Raw genomic sequence first — 21,024 nt, forward strand, 5'->3', positions numbered from 1 at the left:
CGATAGGGTCGGCGTCTGCGGCGGCCGTCGTCCCGTCCCGGCGGGGCGGCGAACCGTACCGCGCGTCCGTCGCACCAGCCGTGCGGCGCGACGGTCCCGACCGCCGCGCCGCACGGACCGTTCTTCGTCCCTCCGGCACGGTGACCCCTGATGTCCGCAGAATCCGCAGATCCCGCAGCCGTACCGGCACCCGAGTCCGGAGCGGCACCGGCACCCGCCCTCGTGCCCGCGGCCGAACCCGCGCCCATCGCCCGCCATATGCGTCGGCTGCTCGAAATGGTCGCGGCCGACGCGCCCGCGGAGGATTTCGGGGCGGTCGCCGCGCAGGCGAGGATCAACGGGGCGGGCGCGTCCGACCTGTCGGAGCTGGAACAGGCCACCGGGATCGCGCTGCGGGTCCGCCGGGTGCTGCGGCAGCACCGCCGCCGCGAGACCGAACTCGCCGCGCTCTTCGACACCGCGAGCGACCTGGCCGCGCTCCGCGACCTCGACGCCGTCCTCCAGTCCATCGTCCGCAGGGCCAGGATGCTGCTCGGCACGGACACCGCGTATCTGACGCTGCGTGACGAGGAGGCGGGCGACACCTACATGCGGGTCACCGACGGCTCGGTCTCACCGCTCTTCCAGAACCTCCGGCTGTCGTACGGCGACGGTCTCGGCGGTCTGGTCGCACTGACCGCCCGCCCCTACGCGACCCCCGACTACCGCACCGACGAGCGCTTCCGGCACACCGGCTCGATCGACGAGGGCGTGCTGGACGAGGGCCTGGTCGGCATCCTGGGGGTGCCGCTGCTGCTGGGGTCGCGCGGCGCGGGCGGTCACGCGGGCGGCGCCGTCGGAAGCGACGTGATCGGGGTGCTCTTCGCCGCCGACCGCACCCCGCGCCCCTTCTCGCCCGACGAGGTCGCGCTGCTGTGCTCGCTGGCCGCGCACGCCGCCATCGCCATCGACACCGCCAAGGCCATCACCGACCTCGCCGAGGCGGGCGCCGTGATCCGCGAGCACGCCGCCGCGATGCAGCGCGCAGAGGAGGCGCACGACCGGCTCACCGACCTGGTGCTGCGCGGCGGCGACCTGTCGGAAGTGGCCGCCGCCGTCGCGGGACTGCTGGACGGCGCCCTCACCATCCACGACCCGGAGGGCCGACGGCTGGCCGCCGTCGGGCGCGGCGGCGGCGACTTCGACGGTCTGCCCCCGCAGCCGACGGCCCTGGTCAGGCACGCCGCCGACTCGCACGCCGCGGCCCGCGCGGTGTTCCGCGACGGCCGCTGGACCTGCGCCGTGCTCGCAGGACAGGAACTCCTCGGCAGCCTCGTGCTGTACGGGCGCGAACGGCTCGACGACTCCGACCGGCGGCTGTTCGAGCGCGCCGGGGTCGTCACCGCGCTCCTGCTGCTGCTCAGCCGCTCCGTCGCGGAGACCGAGAACCGGGTGCGCGGCGAGCTGATCACCGACCTGCTGACCGCGGCGGGGCGCGACCCGGCCGGTCTTGTCGTGCGCGGTCGCAGGCTCGGTGTCGACCTCGACCGGCCGTGCCTGCTGCTCGTCGCCGAGACCGTCACCGCCTGCCACGACAAACTGCCGGGCGCCGCCGTCCAGTACCTCTTCGGCGGCGACGGCATCAGCGCCGAGCAGTCCGGCACCGTCGTCCTGCTCCTCCCGTACGACGGCGCACCGCCCGGCGAGGCCGCCAGGGCCGCCGTCGCCCAGCTCGGCCACCTGGTGGGCGCGCCCGTCACGGTCGCCGCGGGCGGACCGGCAGCGGGACCGCGGGCCCTGGCCGACGCCCACGCCGAGGCGCTGCGCTGCCTGCGCGCCCTCCAGTCGCTCGGCCGCGTCGGCGACGGCGCGAGCGCCGACGAACTCGGCTTCCTCGGAGTGCTGTTGGGCAACGAACGGGACGTCGACTCCTACGTCACCGCGACGCTCGGTCCGCTCCTCGACTACGACGCGCGGCGCGGCACGGAGCTGGTCCGTACCCTCGGCGCCTACTTCGCCTGCGGCGGCACCCTCACCCGTACCAAGGACGAACTCCACCTCCACGTCAACACCGTCGTCCAGCGCCTCGACCGTGTCCAGGCACTCCTCGGCCCCGACTGGAACGCCCCCGACCGGGCGCTGGAACTCCAACTCGCCCTCCGTCTGCACCTGTTGTCCACGCCGCACGGCTAGGACAGCCCTCCCGGCCAGGACCGCCGCTCGGTCAGCTCCTCGTCCGCGCCGCCGCGCGCAGCCGTTGCGGCAGCCGGGCCACACCGCCGGGCAGCACGTAGACCACCACGACGAACAAGGTGCCGAGCAGGAACAGGGGTTGGGAGAGCGGGACCCGCAGGACCGAGGGCAGACCGGCGACCGAGTCGGAGCCCGCGAGGTCGCCGAGCCGGTGGTCGGCCCAGGTGTAGAGGACCCCGCCGATCAGCGGGCCCCAGCGCGAGCCGGAGCCGCCGAGGACGACCATCACCAGCAGCGACAAGGTGAAGTCGGAGGTGGTGGTCTGCGGGGTGGCGCCGCCGGTCAGCAGCAGATGGACGATGCCGCCGACCGCGGCCAGCGCGCCCGCCAGCACGAAGGCCGTCAGTTTGAAGCCGTACGGCCGCAGGCCCAGCACCTCCACCCGGCGCTCGTTCTCCTTGATGCCTTCCCAGACCCGCCCGGTGGGGGAGCGGACCGCCCAGTGCACGACGGCGACGGTCACCACGAGATAGGCGAGCGCGATCCAGTAGAGATTGACGGTGTGCTCGATGCCGACGAGTGACGCGGGCAGCTTGTCCGCGGGCACCGCCCGGCCCTCCTCGCCGCCGGTCACCCCGCCCGGGTCGCGCTCCACCAGGATCGAACCGGCCTGCGCGAAGGCGAGCGTGACCATCGAGAAGGCGATCCCGCTCACCCGCAGCGACACCGAGCCCAGCAGCGCGGCCAGCGCGATCCCGAAGAGCAGCCCCAGCACGGCGGCGGCGCCGAACGGCAGCCCGGCCTCGATCATGATGACATCGGTGGCGTACGAGCCCGCGGCGAAGTACAGCGCGTGGCCGAACGAGAGCAGGCCCGTACGGCCGAGCAGCAGGTCGTATCCGGTCGCGAGCGCGCCGAACACCAGGCACAGCGCGAGGAGTTGAAGGCTGCCTGCGCTGCCGATCGGCCCGTCGAGCAGGCCCGGCAGCGGCAGCGAGCTGTACGGGGCCGCGAGCAGCGCGGCCAGGGCGGCGGCGGGCCACCAGCGGGTGACCCGGCGCAGTTGTCCGGCCGGCGCGGGCGCCGCCTGGACGCGCTGCTCCTCGCGGGTCGGGGTGGCGGTGGTCATGCGAGCCTCCCGGTGGCGCCGTGCGGCCGGAGCAGCAGCAGCGCCGCGAGCAGGACGACGACCGCGAGATCGCCGAGCCCCGACGCGGTGTAGTAGTTGGCGAACTGCTGGACCAGGCCGACGCCGACGGCCGCGAGCGCTGCGCCCGACACCGACCCCATGCCGCCCATGACGACCACGACGAAGGCGAAGATCAGCAGCGAGGTGCCCTGGCCCGGGTCGACCGAGCCGTAGTACAGGCCGCCCAGCGCGCCGCCGAGCGCCGCCGCGGCCCCGCCGATCGCGAAGACCAGGGTGAAGGCGCGCCGGACGTCGATGCCGAGCGCGGTGACCATCGCCCGGTCCTCGACCCCGGCTCTGACGACGAGGCCGTGCCGGGTGCGGCCGAGGAACAGCCGCAGCGCCAGCAGGACGAGCACCGCGGCGCCGATCAGCACCAGCCGGTTGACCGGGACGCGCGCGCCGAACAGTCCGAAGGTGCCGGACAGGGCCGCGGGTCCGGGGAAGGTGCGCGCGTCGGCGCCCCAGATCGCCGACAGCAGCGCGGGCACCGCGAGCCCCACCCCCACAGTGGCGAGGACCTGCTCGCGCGGCCGTTCGTACAACGGGCGGATCAGGGCGAGTTCGAGCACCATCGCGGCGACGGTGCCCACGGCGGTGCCGAAGGCGACGGCGAGGACGAAGCCGAATCCGCCGGAGCCCGCGCCCGGCAGGTGCCCGGAGGCGGCCCACCAGGTGCCGTACGCGCCGATGGACAGCAGCGCGCCGTGTGCGAAGTTCAGCACGTCCATCAGGCCGAAGATCAGGGAGAGGCCGGAGGCCACCAGGAAGTACAGGGCGCCGAGGCCGAGTCCGGTGGTTGTGAGGAGCACGACGGTCGACATCAGGCGCCCGCCTTCCGTGCCGCGGACGGCGGTGGGTACGACCCGGTCGCGGCCTGGACTTGCGTCCCGGCGGCGTCGGTGGCGGATTCCCTGGCGGGATCGGATGACACGGCCTCTGCCTCTCTCACGTGCGCGTCCGCGCCCTTGCGTCCGACCCCCAGCAGCCTGCGGGTCGCCTCGGGATCGGCGAGCAGGTCGGCGGCGGGGCCGCGGTGCGCGGTCCTGCCGTCTGCCAGCACCACGCAGTGCTCGGCGAGCCGCCGTACCATCGCCAGATTCTGCTCGACGAGCAGCACCGGCACCGCCTGCGCGGCCCGTTCCAGCACCCGCGCCACCTCGGTGACGACCTTCGGCGCCAGGCCCTTGGTGGGCTCGTCGGCGATGATCAGCCGGTTGCCGTTGAGCAGGGTGCGGCCGATCGCGACCATCTGCTGCTGCCCGCCGGACAGCGTCCCCGCGCGCTGCGCCGCCCGCTGCCGCAGCTCGGGGAACAGCTCGTGCACCAGCGCGTAGGCGGGCTCGCCCGCGCCGCGCCGCTCGGCCAGCCGCAGATTCTCCGCGACGGTCAGGGCGGCGAACACCCCGCGGTCCTCCGGCGCGTAGCCGATCCCGCGCCGCACCAGCGCGTGCGTGGCGAGCCGTACCGTCTCCTGACCGGCGAAGCGCACGCTGCCGGTGCGCGGCACCAGGCCCAGCACGCCGCGCACCGTCGTGGTCTTGCCCGCGCCGTTGCGGCCGAGCAGCGCGGTCACCCCGCTCGCGGCGACGTCGAGGTCCACGCCGTGCAGGATGTGACGGCCGCCGATGACGACCTTCAAGTCCCGTACGGACAACAGGGGTTCGCCGGTCACAACGCCTCCCCGAGATAGGCCCGCTGCACGGTGGCGTCGGCCGTGACGGCCTGCGGGGTGTCGAGCGCGAGCAGGGTGCCGTGGTGCATCACCGCGAGCCGGTCGGCCAGGCCGAGCAGCACGTCCATGTGGTGCTCGACCATCAGGACCGTGCGGCCCTCGTCGCGATGCAGCGAGCGGATCAGCGCGGTCAGGGCCGGCACCTCCTCGGCGCTGACCCCGGCCATCGGCTCGTCGAGCAGCATCACGCGCGGCTCGCCGACCAGCAGCACCGCCAACTCCAGCTTCCGTTTCTCGCCGTGCGACAGCGCGCTCGACAGCGCCTGGGCACGGTGCCCGAGCCCCGTGCGCTCCAGCACCTGCCCGACCTGCCGCGCGTATCCCGCGGCGCGGCGCCAGATCCGGTACGACCCGCCGCCCGCCGCCTGGGCGGCCAGCCGCACATGGTCGGCGACCGTCATACCGGGCCACAGACTGGACGTCTGGAACGTCCGCCCCAGCCCGCGCCGCGCTCTGGCCGGAACGCTCTCGGCGGTGATGTCCGCGCCGTCGAGCCCGATGGACCCGCGACTGGCCGGTACGAGACCGCTGATCAGGTTGAACAGGGATGTCTTTCCCGCGCCGTTGGGACCGATGAAGGCCAGGAATTCGCCCTCGCGCACATCGAAGGACACCTCGTCCACGATGGTCGCGCCACCGACCGACCAGCCCACGTCACGCAGCCGGAGTACCGGGGCCGTGCTCGTCACGGTCAGCCCGCCATCTGCTTCGAGGGCGGGTTCACCGCGTCCTTGGGCAGCCTGCTGATCAGCTCCGGCTTCGCGGCGGCGCCCGTGCCGTTCAGCTTCGCCGTGAACATCGGCTGGAGCAGTGCGTGGTCCACCGCCCTGATCTGCTCGTCGCCCTTGGGGCCCTCGAACGACCAGCCCTCCAGCGCTTTCGCCATCGCGGTCGGGCTGTCCGCGCCGCCCGCCTCCACCGCGTGCACGATCATCTGCGCGGCGGTGAAACCGTCCGGGCTGAACAGGTCGGGCGTGCCGCCCGCCTTGGTGATGCCGTCGAGCATCGCCGTCTCCACCGCGTTGTGCGCGGCGCCGGGGAAGTAGTGCGCGAGGAAGGAGATCTTGGACCCGGCCGCGCCGAACAGCGGGTACGAGGCGGTGCCCGCCAGGCCCGTCACGACCTTGGTCGAGGTCACCACGCCCTGCTGGTCAAGCGCCGTCCACAGCGCGGGCGCGCTGGCCCCGGCCCACGCGACGAAGACCAGATCCGGCTTCTTCGACTTGACCTGCTGCGCGAACGGCGTCAGATCGCCCGCGCTCGGCGGCGCCAGCACCGAGTCCACGGTCGCGCCCTGGCCGCCCAACACCTCCTTCACGGCGGTCACATTCGCCTGCCCGAAGGCGGAGTTCTGGGTCAGCACGGTGACCCTCTTGCCCTTGGAGTCGCCCAGCAGCGACCCGGCGGTCAGGATGTCCTGGTACGACTGCCTGCCGGAGCGGAAGGTGTACGCGTTCACGCCGGTCAACGCGTCGGTGGCGGCGGGTCCCGCGATGTACAGCACCTTGTTCTGGGCGGCCAGCGGGGCCAGTTGGAGCGCCACGCCCGAGTCGGTGGTGCCCGCGATGATGTGCGTGCCCTTGCCGATCAGGGTCTTGGCCGCGGCGACGGCCTTCGCGGGGTCGCCCGCGTCGTCCTGCTCGACCACCTCGATCCGGTGGCCGCCCGCTGTGCCCTTGCCGTGAGTGGCGTACGCCAGACCGGCGTTGAAGCCGTCCAGATACTGCTTGCCGTAGGCGGCCAGCGGCCCGCTGCGCGAGTAGACCAGGCCCACCTTGACCGCCGAGTCCCTCTTGCCGTCGGAGGACTTGGCGCTGCCCGCCGTCCCGGCGGCGCTGCATCCGGCGAGCAGCACACCCGCGGTCAGCACCGCCAGCGCCGGTACGGTCAGCGTACGGAAGGCGCCCGGCCCGTTCGTCGGGCGCGGCCGACGGGACGCGGCCGGCTCGCTCGAACGGCCCGCTCGGCTCGATCTGTTGGTGCTCGATGTGCTGCGACGCATGGCGACCGGCTCCCGGAGAGGTGGATTGTTGCGCAAACCGTAGAAGCGCCCCGCCGAACCGGACATGTGGGCGGCACACGCTCCTTCCCCGCGAGCCATGTCGACAGGGACCATGGCGGCCCCGCTGCGCCGTCGCAAAGGTGACAGGGCGGGCGCCACGGTCCGGGTCACGCCCGGCACGGCGGCCCGACGCACCCTCAACCCACCCTCGAAACACCCTCGATGACCCCTGCGGGGAAGGCGGACGCATGGACAAGGTGGTGGCCTCGGCCGCCCGCGCGGTGGCGGACATCCCGGACGGCGCGACGCTCGCCGTCGGCGGATTCGGCCTGTGCGGCATCCCGTCGGCGCTGATCGCGGCGCTCGCCGCGGCGGGCCCGACGGATCTGCGGGTCGTCTCCAACAACTGCGGAGTGGACGACTGGGGACTCGGCCTGCTGCTCGGACTCGGCCGGATCTCGCGGGCGACCTCCTCGTACGTCGGCGAGAACAAGGAGTTCGCCCGGCGCTATCTGACGGGCGAGCTGGAGGTGGAACTCACCCCGCAGGGCACCCTCGCGGAACGGCTGCGCGCGGGCGGCTGCGGCATCCCGGCCTTCTACACCCCGGCGGGCGCCGGCACGCAGGTCGAGGAGGGCGGCCTGCCCTGGCGGTACGCGGCGGACGGCACGGTCGCTGTCGCCTCGCCGCCCAAGGAGGTACGGGACTTCGGCGGCGTACGCCATCTGCTGGAGGAAGCCATCACCGCCGACTTCGCGCTGGTCCGGGCGGCCGTCGCCGACCGGCACGGCAACTGCGCCTTCCACGCCGCCGCCCGCAACTTCAACCCGCTGTGCGCGATGGCCGGCCGGATCACCCTGGTGGAGGCCGAACGCATCGTGGAACCGGGTGAGTTGCCGCCGGACGCCGTCCATCTGCCCGGTGTGTACGTCGACCGCGTCGTGACCGCCGATCCGACCGACAAACGCGTCGAGCGACGCACCGTCCGTACCGCCCACGCCACCTCCGACCGGGAGAACTGACCGTGCCACTCGACCGCGACCAACTCGCCGCCCGCGCCGCTCGCGAACTGCGCGACGGCCAGTACGTGAACCTCGGCATCGGCCTGCCCACGCTCGTCCCCGGCCACCTGCCCGCCGGGACCCATGTGGTGCTGCACTCGGAGAACGGCGTCCTCGGCGTCGGCCCCTACCCGTACGAGGGCGACGAGCACCCCGACCTGATCAACGCGGGCAAGGAGACGGTCACCGTGGCACCCGGCGCCGCGTACTTCGACTCCGCCGCCTCCTTCGGGATGGTGCGCTCCGGCCGGATCGACGTGTCGGTGCTCGGCGCCATGCAGGTCTCCGCCCGCGGTGACCTGGCGAACTGGATGATCCCCGGCAAGATGGTCAAGGGCATGGGCGGGGCCATGGACCTCGTGCACGGCGCCCGCCGGATCGTGGTGGTCATGGAACACACGGCCAAGGACGGCTCCCCGAAGATCGTCGAGGAACTGACCCTGCCCGCCACCGGCCGCCGCGTCGTGCACCGCGTGATCACCGACCTCGCGGTCCTCGACGTCACCCCCGAAGGACTGCGGCTGGCCGAACTGGCTCCGGGCGTGGGCGTGGAGGAGGTACGGGCGGCGACCGGGCCGGACCTGCTGGTGCCGGACGCGGTGGCGCGGGGCTGACCGCCCCGCGCCGTACGGGCCGCGGCCCGGAGGATCAGCTCCGGGCCGCGGCAGCCGTGCGTCGTACCGCGTCCGTCAGGTGCTCGGCCACCAGGCGGGCGCCGGGCTCGCCGAGCAGTACCGAGTAGTGGTTGACGCCTGGGACGAAATGCAGGGCGATCCCCTCCGCCACCAGGCCGCTCGCCGCGATCGCCTCGGGCGCGTACAGCCCGGTCGGCTCGTCCGACAGCCCCCGCTCGGCCCACAACAGCCGGGTGGGGACGGTGATTTCGTGGATCGCGGCGAAGACGTCCGGGTTGCGCAGCTCGTCCGCGGCGTCCTCGCGGATCGCGTCCGCCCGGCACGCCGACCTCAAGTGCGGTGCCTCGCCGGTGAGATCGCGGTCGAGATACGCGGCGAGCAGCGGCCCGCCGAGCGTGCTGAACGCCGGGTGCTCCGCCCAGAAGGCGTGGTACGCGGCGCGGTCGGCGAACTCCATCTCCAGCTTGCGCATCGCGGGTCCGACCACGGCGTGCAGCACCGCGTCGATGTCCACGCCCGCGGGTACGGGGAAGCCCAAGCCGCCGTCGACCAGCACCAGTTCGCAGTAACGCCCCGGATCGCGGCGCGCGGCCACGCACGCCGCGTAGCCGCCCATGGAGTGCCCGGCCAGCACCGCCCGTTCGACGCCGAAGCGGTCGAGCACCGCGAGCATGTCGTCGGCGTGCCGGGCCATCGAGCAGGCGCCCGCCACCTCCCGGCTGAGCCCGCGCCCGCGCAGGTCGGGCGCCAGGATCTCGACCCCGTCGAGCGCTTCGGCGACCTGCGCCCAGGCCAGGCCGTTGCTGGCGATCCCGTGCAGCGCCAGCACCACAGGGCCGCCCGCCGGGCCCGGCCAGCGCCGTACCGCCAGCCGTCCGCCCGGCACCTCGACGCCGACATCCTCGAATTCCCGCATGCGCGCTCCCGCGATCCGCTCGCGCCGTCCCGTACGGCCCGAGCAGGATAGGGGCCGATCCGGCGGCCGGGCATGGGCGCGGCCCACACAGCGGGGGTTCAGGGTGTGTGGGCGGCGGTGGTCACGCCGTACCCGGCGGTCTGCCATGTGGCGCCGTCCGCCGCGACCGCGAAGCCCTCGGTGTCGGGGAGGGATTCGAGCCAGCGGCGGGCGCGGGCGGGGCCCATCGCGTAGCCGGCGGTGGCGCGGGCGTCCGCGTCGGTCAGGCCGCGGCAGACCACGGTGAGGGAGGCGAGCGCGGGGGCGGGCGGGTGATGGGTGAAGGGGTCCAGGATGTGGCAGCCGCGCTCGGCGGGACCCGAGGTGGCGACGGCCAGTTCGCCGTCGGCGTGTACCACGCAGACCAGCGCGCCCGGCCGCAGCGGGTCGGCGACACCGATCCGCCAGGGACCGCCGTACACCTGTACGTCGCCCGCGCCGTTGAGGCACACCGCGTCGGCGCCCGCGGAGGCCAGCATGGCGACGGCCCGCTCCACCGCCCACCCCTTCACCAGCCCGGTCGGGTCGAAGCCGCCCGCGTACCCCGTACTGAACCAGCCGTGGCTCAGTCGCCCGGCCGTCTCGCACAGCGCCAGCACCTCGCGCACGTCGGGGGAGCAGGCCGACAGCGTGAGCGTGCCGGCGGCGAGCCGGCTGATCTGGCTGTCGGGGCGGTAGGTGGAGAAGACCTCGTCGACATGGTGCAGCCAGGCAGCCGCCGCGTGCAGCGCCGCCTCCACGCGGTCGCCGCCGCCCCGCACGTCGAAGGAGAAGACCGTGCCCATCGTGTGTTCCACCCGGCGCGGCCGGGCCCGCGTGTCGGACACGGTCAGACCCCCGCCTTGTCCAACGCGCTCTGGAGCGACCGCACATACCCCTCGCTGGTGTACGTCGCCCCGGACACGGTGTCGATCTTCGCGCTCTGCGCGGCCAGCGTCTCCTGGGTGAGCTGCGGGATCGCGAAACCGGCAATCTCCGTGTCCCTGGGGTTGTCGTTCGGCAACTGGACGGCCTTCACCGCGGTGATCCTGCCGCCGGTGAGGGTGAGCCGGAGCTGGACAGGACCGTAGCGGGTCTGCGCGGTGTCGCCGTCGACCGTCCTGGTGCCCGAAGTCCCCTTCGAGGACGAGCCGTTGGACGAGCCATTGGACGAGCCATTGGAGGAGCCGGACGTCCCCGACGTCGCGGACGGCGCCGGCGTGGGGGCCGCGGAGCCCGCGGCGACGTCACCCGCGCTCGCCGTCGTGTGCGGCTTGAGGGTCAGCAGCAGTACCACACCGGCGACGGTGGCCAGGGTGCTCAACAGGACGCGCCGCAAAGGGCGGGCGGGAAAGGCGCTCATGGACGGCTCTCACCTCGGTTCACCATCTCGCTCACGGCATGGCTCACGGCATGGCTCACAGTTCGAAGGACTCGTGATGGATGTGGCGGGCCGGGACACCCGCCGCGCGCAGCGCCTCGTACGACGCCCGCGCCATTCCGGGCGGCCCGCACAGGAACACGTCGTGCCGCGCGATGTCCGGCAGCGTGGCGCGCAGGGTGTCCGCGGTGAGGACGGGCCGCCGGCCGTCGGGTGCGTTGACCGCGAAGTGCAGACGGGCGCCGCGCGCGGCGGCGATCCGTTCCAGTTCGCCGCGCAGCGCCAGATCGGCCTCGGTGCGCGCCCGGTAGACCAGCGTCAGGTCGCCGGGCCCCGCGGGCAGCGACTCGAACAGCGCCCGCAGCGGGGTCACCCCGACCCCGCCCGCGAGCAGCAGCACCTTCTGCCGGGTCCTGCGCTCCGCGGTCAGCGCGCCGTACGGTCCCTCGGCCCAGATCCGGGTGCCGGGCCGCAGTCCGGCCAGCGCCGTACTGTGCTCGCCCACCGCCTTCACGGTGATCCGCAGCAGGTCGCGGCGCGGCGCGGCGGACAGCGAGTACGGGCTGGCCGTCCACCACAGGCCGGGCGTCAGGAACCGCCAGCGCAGGAACTGCCCCGGCCGCACCGCCAGTTCGGGCAGCCGTCGGCCGCGTATGAGCACCGACACCACGCCCGGCGCCTCCCGTACCACCGACGCCACCCGCAGCCGGTGCCGCAGATTCAGCCGCTGCGGCACCAGCACCCGGTACCAGAGCGCCGCCGCCGCGACACCGAGGTACAGCGCGTACCAGAGCCCGCGCGCGACCGTGCCGCCCGCGAAGTCCGCGCCGAGCGCGAGCTGGTGCCAGAAGGCCAGGAAGATCGCCAGATACGTCAGCAGGTGCAGGTAGTACCAGGTCTCGTAGCGGACCTTGCGGCGTACCGCGCGTACCGACAGCGCGCCGACGACCAGCAGGAGCAGACCACCGATCGTGCCCTTGAGCATGTCCGGATAGGTGAACACCACCGTCCATGTCTCGCCGAGGACCGAGGCGTGCGCCTGCGCCGCGTAACCCCACAGGATCAGCGTGATGTGCGCGATCAGCAGGCAGACGGTGTAGCGCCCGGCCATCGCGTGCCAGCGCGCCACCCGGTCGCTGCCCACCCCCTGCTCAAGGGCGGGAATCCGGGCCATCAGGCCGACCAGCAGCGCACAGCAGTAGCCGGTCAGCAGCCCGGCGATCCGGCCCGCGCCGATCAGCCAGCCCGCGGGGCCGACGACCGACGACGTGTCCTGCCACCACAGCGCGATCACCGCCGCCGCGCCCGCCCAGCCCAGGGCCAGCACCACGACGGCCGGTGACCGCCTGCCGGGATACGTCCCCGCGTGCCGCACGGTGGTGCGGGGGCTGTGGGTGCCGCTCATGTCGTGCCGCTCACGGTGGTTCCCTTCCTGGTCGTACGCTTGCCACTGTGCGGGCGGAACCTCTGAGCCAGCTCTGAATCGGGGCCCCGGCCGCGGACTCACAGGTGATCCAGAGGCTCACGGCGGCCCGCGGGACCCGTGGTGAGGGCGCCGCGCGGGCGGCTCGCTCACCGATCGGCGACAGGACTCACAGGACTCACAGGGAACGCAGAGGCGCCCGCTCTCGCTGCGCGACCGCCCGCCGGGCGATGCTGGAAGGACCATGGACATCTCAGACAGCGCGGCACCGCACCCCCTCGCCCACCCGGACGGCTCCCCGGTCCGGGTCCTCGTCGTGGACGACGAACCCGACCTCGCCGAAGTGCTGTCCGGCGTCCTCGCCTACGAGGGCTGGCACGTGCGCACCGCCGGTGACGTCGCCTCCGCGGTCGCCGAGGCGCGGGCCTTCCGTCCCGACGCGGTCGTGCTCGACGTGATGCTGCCCGACGGCGACGGCCTGTCCGTACTGCGCCAGCTCCGCGCGAGCCAGCCCGAGGTGTGCGTGCTGTTCCTCACCGCGCGCGACTCCGTCGAGGACCGCATCGCGGGCATCACGGCGGGCGGCGACGACTACGTCACCAAGCCGTTCAGCCTGGAGGAACTGCTGGCCAGGCTGCGCGGACTGCTGCGCCGGGCGGGCATGACCAGGGCGCGCGGCGACGCGGCGGTCCTCACCGTCGGCGATCTCGTCATGGACGAGGACGCGCGCGAGGTGACGCGCGGCGGGGCGGTCGTCGAGCTGTCCCCGACCGAGTTCGAGCTGCTGCGGTACCTGATGCGCAATCCGCGCCGGGTGCTCAGCAAGGCGCAGATCCTCGACCGCGTGTGGTCGTACGACTTCGGCGGCCAGGCGCATGTGGTCGAGCTGTACATCAGCTACCTGCGCCGCAAGATCGACAGCGGGCGCGAGCCGATGATCCACACGGTGCGCGGCGCGGGCTACCTGCTGAAGGCGCCGCCGTGGTGAGGCCGCCTTCGGCGCGCACCGGCCGTCGCTCCACGCCGCTCGCTTTCGCGTCGCGGGTCCTCGTACCGCGCACGCTGCGCGCCCGGCTCACCTGCGGCCTCGTGGTGCTGCTCGCGCTGAGCTGCGCAGCCGTGGGCATCGCGGCGGTCGTCGCACTGCGGTCCTTCCTCGGCGAACGGCTCGACCAGCAGCTCTCGGAGGCCGGGGGCACATTCCCCGCCAGCCTGGAACACGCGCACGGCGCGGGGGAGCCGGACGCCGACAACGTCCATGTGGACACCCGCCGCCAGGCGCGCGGGACCTTCGGGGCGCGGCTGCTCAAAGGCCGGGTCACGGCCGCCGCCGTGGTCCGCGCGGGCACGGACACCACGGTACGGCTGACCCCCGACGACCGGACCGCCCTCGCGACGGTTCCCGTCGACGGCCACTGTCACAGGGTAGATCTGTCCTCGCTCGGCGACTACCAGGTCAAAGCGGTGGCGGGCGACGACGGGGACGTCCTGATCACCGGGCTGCCCCGGCAGGGCATCGAGGACGCCGAGACGCGGCTGATCGCGGTGGAGGCGGCCGTCTTCGGCGGCGCGCTGGTCGTGGCGGGGGCCGCGGGCGCCTTCTGGGTGCGCTGGTCGCTGCGACCGCTGCGCCGGGTGGCCGCGACCGCCGCCTCGGTGACCGCGCTGCCGCTGGACAGCGGAGAGGTGGCGCTGCCCGACCGGGTGCCCGACACCGACCCCGGGACCGAGGTCGGGCAGGTCGGCGCGGCCTTCAACCGCATGCTCGGACATGTCGAGGGCGCGCTGACCACCCGGCACGCCAGCGAGGAACGGCTGCGGCGCTTCGCCGCCGACGCCAGCCACGAACTGCGCACCCCGGTCGCCGCGATCCGCGGCCACGCGGAGCTGGCACAGCGGCACCCCGGCCCGGTGCCGCCCGGTGTGACGCGGGCACTTGACCGGATCGCGGCGGAGTCCGCGCGGATGGGCGGCATGGTGGACGACCTGCTGCTGCTCGCCCGGCTCGACGCGGGCCGCCCGCTGGCCCGTGAGCCGGTCGACCTGACGCGCCTCGTCCTCGACGCGGTCGACGACGCCAGGGCCGCGGGCCCCGGCCACCGCTGGCTGCTGGACCTGCCCGCCGAACCGGTCACCGTCACCGGCGACGCCGCCCGGCTCCAGCAGATCACCGGGAATCTGCTGACCAACGCCCGCGTGCACACCCCCGAGGGGACCCGCGTCACGGTACGGCTGCGCCACGACGGCGCCGCGACCGTCCTCACCGTCGCGGACAACGGCGGCGGTGTCCCGCCGGCCATCCAGCGCACCGTCTTCGAACGCTTCGCCCGCGCCGACCACCACCGCGCCGACGACCGGCGCGCCGACCCCGCCGCCGGCCATGGCGCCGGTCTGGGCCTGGCCATCGTCACGGCGGTCGCCGCGGCCCACGGCGGCACGGTCACCCTCACCAGCGAGCCGGGCGACACCTCTTTCACGGTGACGCTCCCGGACGCGCCGCCCGAGCGGCCCGAAGCGTCGGCGGTCTGACGCGGGGTTCCGCGAGGCTTCCCGCGATGCCACCGCGCCGATCCGGACACCGCCGCCCCGCCGGTCCCTCAGCGGGCCGACGCCACCGCCAGCAGGAACCAGCCGGTGTGCGGGATCCACTGCTCGGCCCAGCGCCAGACCTCGTCCTCGGGGGCGTCGGCGGGAAGGAAGGCGATGTCGTCCTCGTCGGTCCAGCCGGAGGTGATGCCGTTGACGATGCCGCCGGGGATGTTGGGGAAGTCGGACTCGTAGTCGACATTGTGACGGCCGCGGCCGTGCAGCATCGAGACGTCGAAGGGGTTGCGGCCGGTGATCCAGGCGAGTTGGTCGTCGGCGAAGCCGAGCAGCAGGTCGCGGTCGGCCTCCGCCGTGCCGGGCAGGTCGGCGCAGGTGTTCGCGGCGGCGGCCAGTGAGGCGATGGTGGCGTTCTCGCCCTGCCACCAGTAGCCGGTCTCGTTGTCGTGCGGGAAGAAGAAGGCGTCGCGCGGTGTGCCCCCCGCGGGCTGCACGCGCTGCCGGGGATAGCCGAAGGGATTCGGCACGGAACGGGTCCTGACCACGGTGTCGAGGACGGCCTCCAGGGCGAGCGCGCTCGCGGCCCCGGCCTCGGGCGCGTCCGGCAGCGCGGTGGCGAAGCGGGCGAGGGCGAGCGCGGGCAGCCCGGCCTCGGCGGCGTGGAAGAACGGCCGCCCCTCGGCGTCCGCGCCGAACCAGCCGGGGCCGTGCGCGGGCCGTACGTACCGCGCCAGCAGCGACCGTACGCGCAGCCGGGCCGCGTCCCGCGCCGCGGCCGGGACCGTGCCGCCGCCCGCCGCGACCAGCTCGCAGGCGGCCAGCAGTGCCGTGTAGTCGTCGAGGACCGTCTCGGCCCCGCCGACGACGTATTCGGTGTTGTGCGCCTCAAGGTGTGTGAAGCCCTCGACGGCCGCCGCCAGGTACTCGGGTCCGGTGAAGTCGCCGTGGTCGTCCAGGGTCGAGGCGCGGGCGAGGGCCGCGATGGCCAGGCCGCCGCCGTGCCGGTACGCGGCCTGGTAGCGGTCGGTGCGCACGCACTCCGGGAGCGGCGCCGTCACGACGCGCTCTTCGAGCCGCTTGGTGAGCGCGTCGAAGATTCCCGTGTAGAAGTAGCCCTCGGGGGAGCGGAAGCGGACCAGGAAGTCGGCGCCCCACAGCGCCTCGTCGCGCAGCCGCGCGCTCAACGAGCGGACCAGCAGCGGGTGTCGCTCGGCGACCGCGTCCCGCGCGGCCATCATGGCCCACGCGCACAGCGGGATCTGCTGCGGACTCATGGTGCGGGTGTACGTGAGATGGCTGAGGAATTTGCTGGTGTCGCCGCTCGCGTCGAGCCAGCCGCCGCGCGCGTCGACCTCCCGGCCGCCGTCGTCGCCCCACAGTGCGGCGCGCCGGTCCTTGCGGTCGATCTCGCCGCTGGAGCGCATCGCCTTGAAGTACGCCAGCACGTCGGACATCGTCTGCCGCTGGAGCCGGTCGGCGGCCACCTCGAAGTCGTCCGAGACACAGGTACGGCCGCGGCCGTCGACCAGGCGGACCGCGTACCGGCCGGGCGCGAGGCCGGAGGGCAGCGGCACCCGGGAGAAGGGACCGCCGTGCCAGCCGGGGACGGACTCCAGCGGGCCGGGTTCCAGCTCGTGCAGCGAGCCGCCGTCGGCGCCGAGCAACTGCACGCGCCGCGGGGCCCTTCCGTCGGGCAGGACCGCCACGACCGCGGGTGCCCCGCCGAGTCCGTAACCGAGGTGCGCTACGCGTACCGCCGAGGTCTCCAAGCCGGTTTCGATGGGCACCTACGGGCACCGTCCCTTCTCTCGTGCCCGCAAAGGTATGTAGTGGACTTCTATGGGTCAACGGTGATCGTCGGGGCGGCCGGGCATCCGCCCGGCCGCCCGGGAACATCCGCGGGACCTCAGTGCCGGCCGCCGTCCGACCGCTTGCGGTGCAGCGTGAACGTCTCGAAGACCGACAGCTCGCCGTTCGGCTTGTTCACGTTGTAGTACGTGACGTGCATCCGCGTGGTGTCGCCCGCGTGACGGCCCGGATCGACGGTGAACGCCGCGAAGCCGTAGGGGTGGTCGACATCGCGCACGCCCGCCCAGACCGCCTGCTCCCGCACGTACGTGGCCGTCCGCTTGCCGTTGGAGCCGGGCGTCGAGGAGACCGCGGTGATGACCTTGCCGGTGCCGTCCTTGAAGAACGACTGGTTGGTCGTGCCCGAGACCCCGCCGCCGCCGAGCACCATGTGCACGGTGCCGAGACCGGTGTCGATGTCGTCGGTGGCGTGCGACACCGGGTTGGGCGTCAGCGTCTCGCTGCCGCCGACCACACCGCGGACGGCCAGCGACCGCTCGTAGTTGTGCTCGTGGCCGCAGACCACCAGGTCGACGCCGTAGCGGTCGAACAGCGGCCCGTACTTCTCGCGCAGGCCCAGGTCGGCGCCGTTGGCGTCCGTCGAGCTGACCATCACCTGGTGCATGGCGACGACCACCCAGTCGATGTCGCGGTCGGCGCGTGCCGCCCGCAACTCCTTCTCCAGGAAGGCGAGTTGACGGCCGCCGGAGTAGTCGTTGATGTAGACGTCGCCGCCGTCCTGAAGGCAGTTGTCGTCGTTCTGGAGCACGATCACCCGCACCGAACCGGCGGTGAAGGCGTACCAGAGGTTGGCCAGTTCGCGGTCGCTCTCGGTCGACGGGAGCTGGAAGTACGTCTGGTACGCGCCGAGGCCGAGCGGGCCGTTCGCGGACTCGATCTCGTGGTTGCCCGCGGCGGGCATCCACGGCCGGAAGCGCGCCGAACGGCTGTTGTTGGTGAAGAAGTTGTTCCAGGTGCGGACCCGGTCGACGTCCAGATTCGCGTAGCACAGGTCGCCGTTGAGCAGGTGGAACAGCGGCGCGACCTGCTCGATGCCGGTGACGATGTCCTTGGTGGCGGGCGTGGAGTTGGCGTCGAGGCCCACCGCGCCGGTGCTGGTCCAGGTGACCTGCGGCGCCGACTGGTCGCCGAAGCTGGTGAAGGTCAGCGGCTGACGGCCGCGCGGCGCGGTCCTGAAGGTGCCGCTGTCCGGCGCGGCGCCGTCGTGCGACACGAGGTAGAAGTACTCGGTGCCGGGCGAGAGCCGGTCGATCGCGGCGTGGTGCACGTACACGACCCGGCCGGACTTGCCGTCGCTGTAGGAGCGGGTCCGCGCCGGGGCGACCGACCCCAGACCGTGGCTGATCGTGCCGTACCTCACCTGCGGGCGCTTGACCGGGCCGTCGGTCAGCCAGGACACCACCATCTGGCTGCCGGGGTCCCTGCCGAAGGTGAGGTGCAGCCCCTGCACCGGGGACGCGCCGCCGGCGTCGGGCGTGGGGTGGAAGGCGGGGGCGGCGCTCGCGGGTGTGCTGGACGAGGACGGCGTGGCGGCGGACACGGGGCCCGCGGTCAGCAGCGGCGCCGCGACCGCGCCGACACCCGCGGTGCCGAGCAGACCGACGGCCGACCGGCGGCTGAGGCGGTCTCCCGACGGACCCGGTGTCTCCATCTGTGCGACCATCGTTGCTCCTTGGTGCGGTGCGGGGTCTCGCGACACGAACCTCCGAAGGCTCCCGCCCGTCGGCGACGGCCAGTTGAACGCCGCCTGTCGCACACGCGGCGGAATCCTGTGACCAGCCGGGCGCGGCGAGGTCCCGCCCCCGGTCGGGCGAACGGCCCTGTGCGCCGGGCCTGTTCGTGACGCGTACCGCCCGCAGTCACGCGCCGGACACCGGCAGGTCGCCTGTGGTCGCTGCTGTGGGAGGACCCTGCACTGCGCGCATCCCCCTACCGCGAAGAGGTCCTCGGATCCATGTCTGAACTCAACCGGCGGCGGTTCCTCCAGATAGCCGGCGCCACCGCGGGCTTCACCGCCCTGTCCAGCAGCATCGCCCGCGCCGCCGCGATCCCGGCCAGCCGCAGGACCGGCACCCTCAAGGACATCGACCACATCGTCGTCCTGATGCAGGAGAACCGGTCCTTCGACCACTACTTCGGCGCGATGAAGGGGGTCCGCGGCTTCGGCGACCCGCGCCCGGTGTCCCTGCCCAGCGGCAAGTCGGTGTTCCACCAGCCGGACGGCGACAAGGAGGTGCTGCCCTTCCACCCGGACGTGGACGACCTCGGACTCCAGTTCATCGAGGGCCTCAACCACGAGTGGATCGGCAGCCACGCGGCTGTCAACGACGGCAAGTACGACCAGTGGATCCCCGCCAAGGGCACCGGCACGATGGCGCACCTGACGCGCGGCGACATCCCGTTCCACTACGCGCTCGCCGACGCCTTCACCGTCTGCGACGCGTACCACTGCTCGTTCACCGGCGGCACCGACCCCAACCGCTACTACATGTGGTCCGGTTACACGGGCAACGACGGCAGGGGCAACGGCCCGGTGCTCGACAACTCCGAGGCCGGGTACGACTGGACGACGTACCCGGAGCGGCTGGAGAAGGCGAAGATCTCCTGGAAGATCTACCAGGACATCGGCGACGGCCTGGACGGGGACCACTCCTGGGGCTGGATCCCGGACGCCTACCGCGGCAACTACGGGGACAACTCCCTGCTCTACTTCGACAATTACCGCAACGCCAAGCCCGGCGACGCCCTCTACGAGAAGGCCCGCACCGGAACCGACGCCAAGGCGGGCGACGGCTTCTTCGACGTGCTCAAGGCCGACGTCACGGCGGGCAGGCTGCCGCAGATCTCCTGGATCGCCGCGCCCGAGGCGTTCTCGGAGCACCCCAACTGGCCCGCGAACTACGGCGCCTGGTACATCTCGCAGGTCCTGGACGCGCTCACCTCCAACCCCGAGGTGTGGAGCAGGACCGCGCTGTTCATCACCTACGACGAGAACGACGGGTACTTCGACCACGTCGTCCCGCCCTTCGCCCCGCTCACCGCCGATGGCGGCGCCTCCACCGTCAGCACGCGGGGCGAGATCTTCCCGGGCAACGGCACCTACGCGGCCGGCGCGTACGGGCTCGGCCAGCGCGTCCCGATGCTGGTGGTCTCGCCCTGGAGCACCGGCGGCTACGTCTGCTCCGAGGTCTTCGACCACACCTCGATCATCCGCTTCATGGAGCGCCGCTTCGGCGTGCACGAGCCCAACATCTCGCCCTGGCGGCGTACCGTCTGCGGGGATCTGACCTCCGCCTTCGACTTCAAGCTCACGCGGGACCGACCCGCGCACCTGCCCGGCACCGACGGCTACCGGCCGCCGGACGGCGACCGGCACGACAGCTACGTCCCGGTGCCGCCCGCCCGCCAGGCCGTGCCCACGCAGGAACGGGGCGCCCGGCCGACCCGCCCGCTGCCGTACGCGCCGCTGGTCGACGCGGCCGTCACGCCGTCCACCGGCCTGGTCACGCTCACCTTCGGCGGCGGTGTCGCCGCGGGCGTCTGCTTCCACGTCACCGCCGCGGACCGCGCCGACGGCCCGTGGACGTACACCACCGAGGCGGGCAAGAAGCTCTCCGGCACCTGGGAGACGGCCGCGACCGGCGGCTACGACCTCACCGTGCACGGCCCCAACGGCTTCCTGCGCGCCTTCCGCGGCGCGGGCGCCACATCCGGCGCGGAGGTGACGGCCCGTCATGACGCCCTGAGCGAGCGGGTGGAGCTGACCATGACCAACTCCGGCCGCCGCGACGTCCGGCTCACGGTCACCAACTCCTACGACGGCCGCCACCACACGTACGTGGTCCGCGCCGGGCGCCGCGAGACGCACTCGGTCGACGTCCGCGCGGGCAAGCGCTGGTACGACCTCACGGTGGTCGCCGACCACGACGCCGCGTTCCTGCGGCGCTTCGCGGGACACGTCGAGACGGGCCGTCCCGGCGTGAGCGACCCGGCGATCAGGACGCACTGACGGCGGACCTGGACAGCGGTCCCGACAGCCGTCGTGCCACCGGCCTCGGCACGGGTCCCGCACCGGCTGC

17 protein-coding genes are annotated in these 21,024 nt (G+C 73.4%); 6 read left to right on the forward strand and 11 right to left on the reverse strand.

The features are described from left to right. The first annotated feature begins 258 nt into the window (after positions 1–258). A complete protein-coding gene (locus ACFZBB_RS04200) occupies positions 259–2,172 on the forward strand; it encodes a GAF domain-containing protein (RefSeq protein WP_391118450.1) in 1,914 nt (637 codons plus the stop codon). Positions 2,173–2,203: 31 nt separating this feature from the next. On the opposite strand, the gene ACFZBB_RS04205 is transcribed toward ACFZBB_RS04200, so the two are convergent. From ACFZBB_RS04205 to ACFZBB_RS04225, 5 genes are read right to left on the reverse strand one after another with little or no spacing between them, the layout of a single operon-like run. After that, a complete protein-coding gene (locus ACFZBB_RS04205; RefSeq protein ID WP_391117651.1) occupies positions 2,204–3,301 on the reverse strand; it encodes a branched-chain amino acid ABC transporter permease in 1,098 nt (365 codons plus the stop codon). Next, the gene (locus ACFZBB_RS04210; protein WP_391117653.1) at positions 3,298–4,185 is read right to left on the reverse strand and encodes a branched-chain amino acid ABC transporter permease; all 888 of its coding nucleotides are present in this window, start codon (positions 4,183–4,185) and stop codon (positions 3,298–3,300) included. The genes ACFZBB_RS04205 and ACFZBB_RS04210 overlap by 4 nt, the downstream gene beginning before the upstream one ends. Beyond that, positions 4,185–5,036: an ATP-binding cassette domain-containing protein gene (locus ACFZBB_RS04215; RefSeq protein WP_391117655.1), complete on the reverse strand. Its 852-nt coding sequence runs from the start codon at positions 5,034–5,036 to the stop codon at positions 4,185–4,187. The genes ACFZBB_RS04210 and ACFZBB_RS04215 overlap by 1 nt, the downstream gene beginning before the upstream one ends. After that, positions 5,033–5,791, reverse strand: coding sequence for an ATP-binding cassette domain-containing protein (locus tag ACFZBB_RS04220; RefSeq protein ID WP_391118452.1), 759 nt, complete (start codon positions 5,789–5,791; stop codon positions 5,033–5,035). The genes ACFZBB_RS04215 and ACFZBB_RS04220 overlap by 4 nt, the downstream gene beginning before the upstream one ends. Next, positions 5,788–7,098 (reverse strand): ABC transporter substrate-binding protein, encoded by a 1,311-nt coding sequence (locus tag ACFZBB_RS04225; RefSeq protein WP_391117657.1) that lies wholly within the window; start codon positions 7,096–7,098, stop codon positions 5,788–5,790. The genes ACFZBB_RS04220 and ACFZBB_RS04225 overlap by 4 nt, the downstream gene beginning before the upstream one ends. A gap of 248 nt (positions 7,099–7,346) precedes the next feature. Between ACFZBB_RS04225 and ACFZBB_RS04230 the strand changes: the two genes are divergently transcribed. Continuing rightward, positions 7,347–8,120 (forward strand): 3-oxoacid CoA-transferase subunit A, encoded by a 774-nt coding sequence (locus ACFZBB_RS04230; RefSeq protein WP_391117659.1) that lies wholly within the window; start codon positions 7,347–7,349, stop codon positions 8,118–8,120. A 2-nt stretch (positions 8,121–8,122) separates the two neighbouring features. Continuing rightward, positions 8,123–8,773, forward strand: coding sequence for a 3-oxoacid CoA-transferase subunit B (locus ACFZBB_RS04235; RefSeq protein WP_391117661.1), 651 nt, complete (start codon positions 8,123–8,125; stop codon positions 8,771–8,773). Between the two features lie 34 nt (positions 8,774–8,807). On the opposite strand, the gene ACFZBB_RS04240 is transcribed toward ACFZBB_RS04235, so the two are convergent. From ACFZBB_RS04240 to ACFZBB_RS04255, 4 genes are all read right to left on the reverse strand, one after another. Beyond that, positions 8,808–9,710: an alpha/beta fold hydrolase gene (locus ACFZBB_RS04240; RefSeq protein WP_391117663.1), complete on the reverse strand. Its 903-nt coding sequence runs from the start codon at positions 9,708–9,710 to the stop codon at positions 8,808–8,810. Between the two features lie 98 nt (positions 9,711–9,808). Continuing rightward, positions 9,809–10,534, reverse strand: coding sequence for an FAD:protein FMN transferase (locus tag ACFZBB_RS04245; RefSeq protein ID WP_391118454.1), 726 nt, complete (start codon positions 10,532–10,534; stop codon positions 9,809–9,811). Positions 10,535–10,578: 44 nt separating this feature from the next. Continuing rightward, the gene (locus ACFZBB_RS04250) at positions 10,579–11,091 is read right to left on the reverse strand and encodes an FMN-binding protein (RefSeq protein ID WP_391117665.1); all 513 of its coding nucleotides are present in this window, start codon (positions 11,089–11,091) and stop codon (positions 10,579–10,581) included. Positions 11,092–11,146: 55 nt separating this feature from the next. Next, positions 11,147–12,514 carry a ferric reductase-like transmembrane domain-containing protein gene (locus tag ACFZBB_RS04255; RefSeq protein ID WP_391117667.1) on the reverse strand — a complete coding sequence of 456 codons (1,368 nt, stop codon included), beginning with the start codon at positions 12,512–12,514 and terminating at the stop codon, positions 11,147–11,149. A gap of 262 nt (positions 12,515–12,776) precedes the next feature. On the opposite strand from ACFZBB_RS04255, the gene ACFZBB_RS04260 reads away from it, so the two are divergent. After that, positions 12,777–13,520 (forward strand): response regulator, encoded by a 744-nt coding sequence (locus ACFZBB_RS04260; protein ID WP_391117669.1) that lies wholly within the window; start codon positions 12,777–12,779, stop codon positions 13,518–13,520. A gap of 74 nt (positions 13,521–13,594) precedes the next feature. Further along, positions 13,595–15,061 carry an ATP-binding protein gene (locus tag ACFZBB_RS04265; protein ID WP_391118455.1) on the forward strand — a complete coding sequence of 489 codons (1,467 nt, stop codon included), beginning with the start codon at positions 13,595–13,597 and terminating at the stop codon, positions 15,059–15,061. 68 nt (positions 15,062–15,129) lie between these two features. On the opposite strand, the gene ACFZBB_RS04270 is transcribed toward ACFZBB_RS04265, so the two are convergent. Both ACFZBB_RS04270 and ACFZBB_RS04275 read right to left on the reverse strand, forming a co-directional pair. Next, positions 15,130–16,863 carry a glycoside hydrolase family 9 protein gene (locus ACFZBB_RS04270; RefSeq protein ID WP_391117671.1) on the reverse strand — a complete coding sequence of 578 codons (1,734 nt, stop codon included), beginning with the start codon at positions 16,861–16,863 and terminating at the stop codon, positions 15,130–15,132. A gap of 119 nt (positions 16,864–16,982) precedes the next feature. Beyond that, positions 16,983–18,608, reverse strand: coding sequence for a fibronectin type III domain-containing protein (locus tag ACFZBB_RS04275; protein WP_391117673.1), 1,626 nt, complete (start codon positions 18,606–18,608; stop codon positions 16,983–16,985). 291 nt (positions 18,609–18,899) lie between these two features. Between ACFZBB_RS04275 and ACFZBB_RS04280 the strand changes: the two genes are divergently transcribed. After that, positions 18,900–20,954: a phosphocholine-specific phospholipase C gene (locus ACFZBB_RS04280; RefSeq protein WP_391117676.1), complete on the forward strand. Its 2,055-nt coding sequence runs from the start codon at positions 18,900–18,902 to the stop codon at positions 20,952–20,954. Positions 20,955–21,024: the final 70 nt, after the last annotated feature.

This window comes from Streptomyces sp. NPDC008139, assembly GCF_042957025.1.
Lineage (GTDB): Bacteria > Actinomycetota > Actinomycetes > Streptomycetales > Streptomycetaceae > Actinacidiphila.

Coding starts and splice junctions, on each gene's coding strand:
- ACFZBB_RS04200 (WP_391118450.1), top strand. CDS start 259: ATGCGTCGGCTGCTCGAAATGGTCGCGGCCGACGCGCCCGCGGAGGAT.
- ACFZBB_RS04205 (WP_391117651.1), bottom strand. CDS start 3,301: ATGACCACCGCCACCCCGACCCGCGAGGAGCAGCGCGTCCAGGCGGCG.
- ACFZBB_RS04210 (WP_391117653.1), bottom strand. CDS start 4,185: ATGTCGACCGTCGTGCTCCTCACAACCACCGGACTCGGCCTCGGCGCC.
- ACFZBB_RS04225 (WP_391117657.1), bottom strand. CDS start 7,098: ATGCGTCGCAGCACATCGAGCACCAACAGATCGAGCCGAGCGGGCCGT.
- ACFZBB_RS04230 (WP_391117659.1), top strand. CDS start 7,347: ATGGACAAGGTGGTGGCCTCGGCCGCCCGCGCGGTGGCGGACATCCCG.
- ACFZBB_RS04240 (WP_391117663.1), bottom strand. CDS start 9,710: ATGCGGGAATTCGAGGATGTCGGCGTCGAGGTGCCGGGCGGACGGCTG.
- ACFZBB_RS04245 (WP_391118454.1), bottom strand. CDS start 10,534: ATGGGCACGGTCTTCTCCTTCGACGTGCGGGGCGGCGGCGACCGCGTG.
- ACFZBB_RS04250 (WP_391117665.1), bottom strand. CDS start 11,091: ATGAGCGCCTTTCCCGCCCGCCCTTTGCGGCGCGTCCTGTTGAGCACC.
- ACFZBB_RS04255 (WP_391117667.1), bottom strand. CDS start 12,514: ATGAGCGGCACCCACAGCCCCCGCACCACCGTGCGGCACGCGGGGACG.
- ACFZBB_RS04260 (WP_391117669.1), top strand. CDS start 12,777: ATGGACATCTCAGACAGCGCGGCACCGCACCCCCTCGCCCACCCGGAC.
- ACFZBB_RS04275 (WP_391117673.1), bottom strand. CDS start 18,608: ATGGTCGCACAGATGGAGACACCGGGTCCGTCGGGAGACCGCCTCAGC.
- ACFZBB_RS04280 (WP_391117676.1), top strand. CDS start 18,900: ATGTCTGAACTCAACCGGCGGCGGTTCCTCCAGATAGCCGGCGCCACC.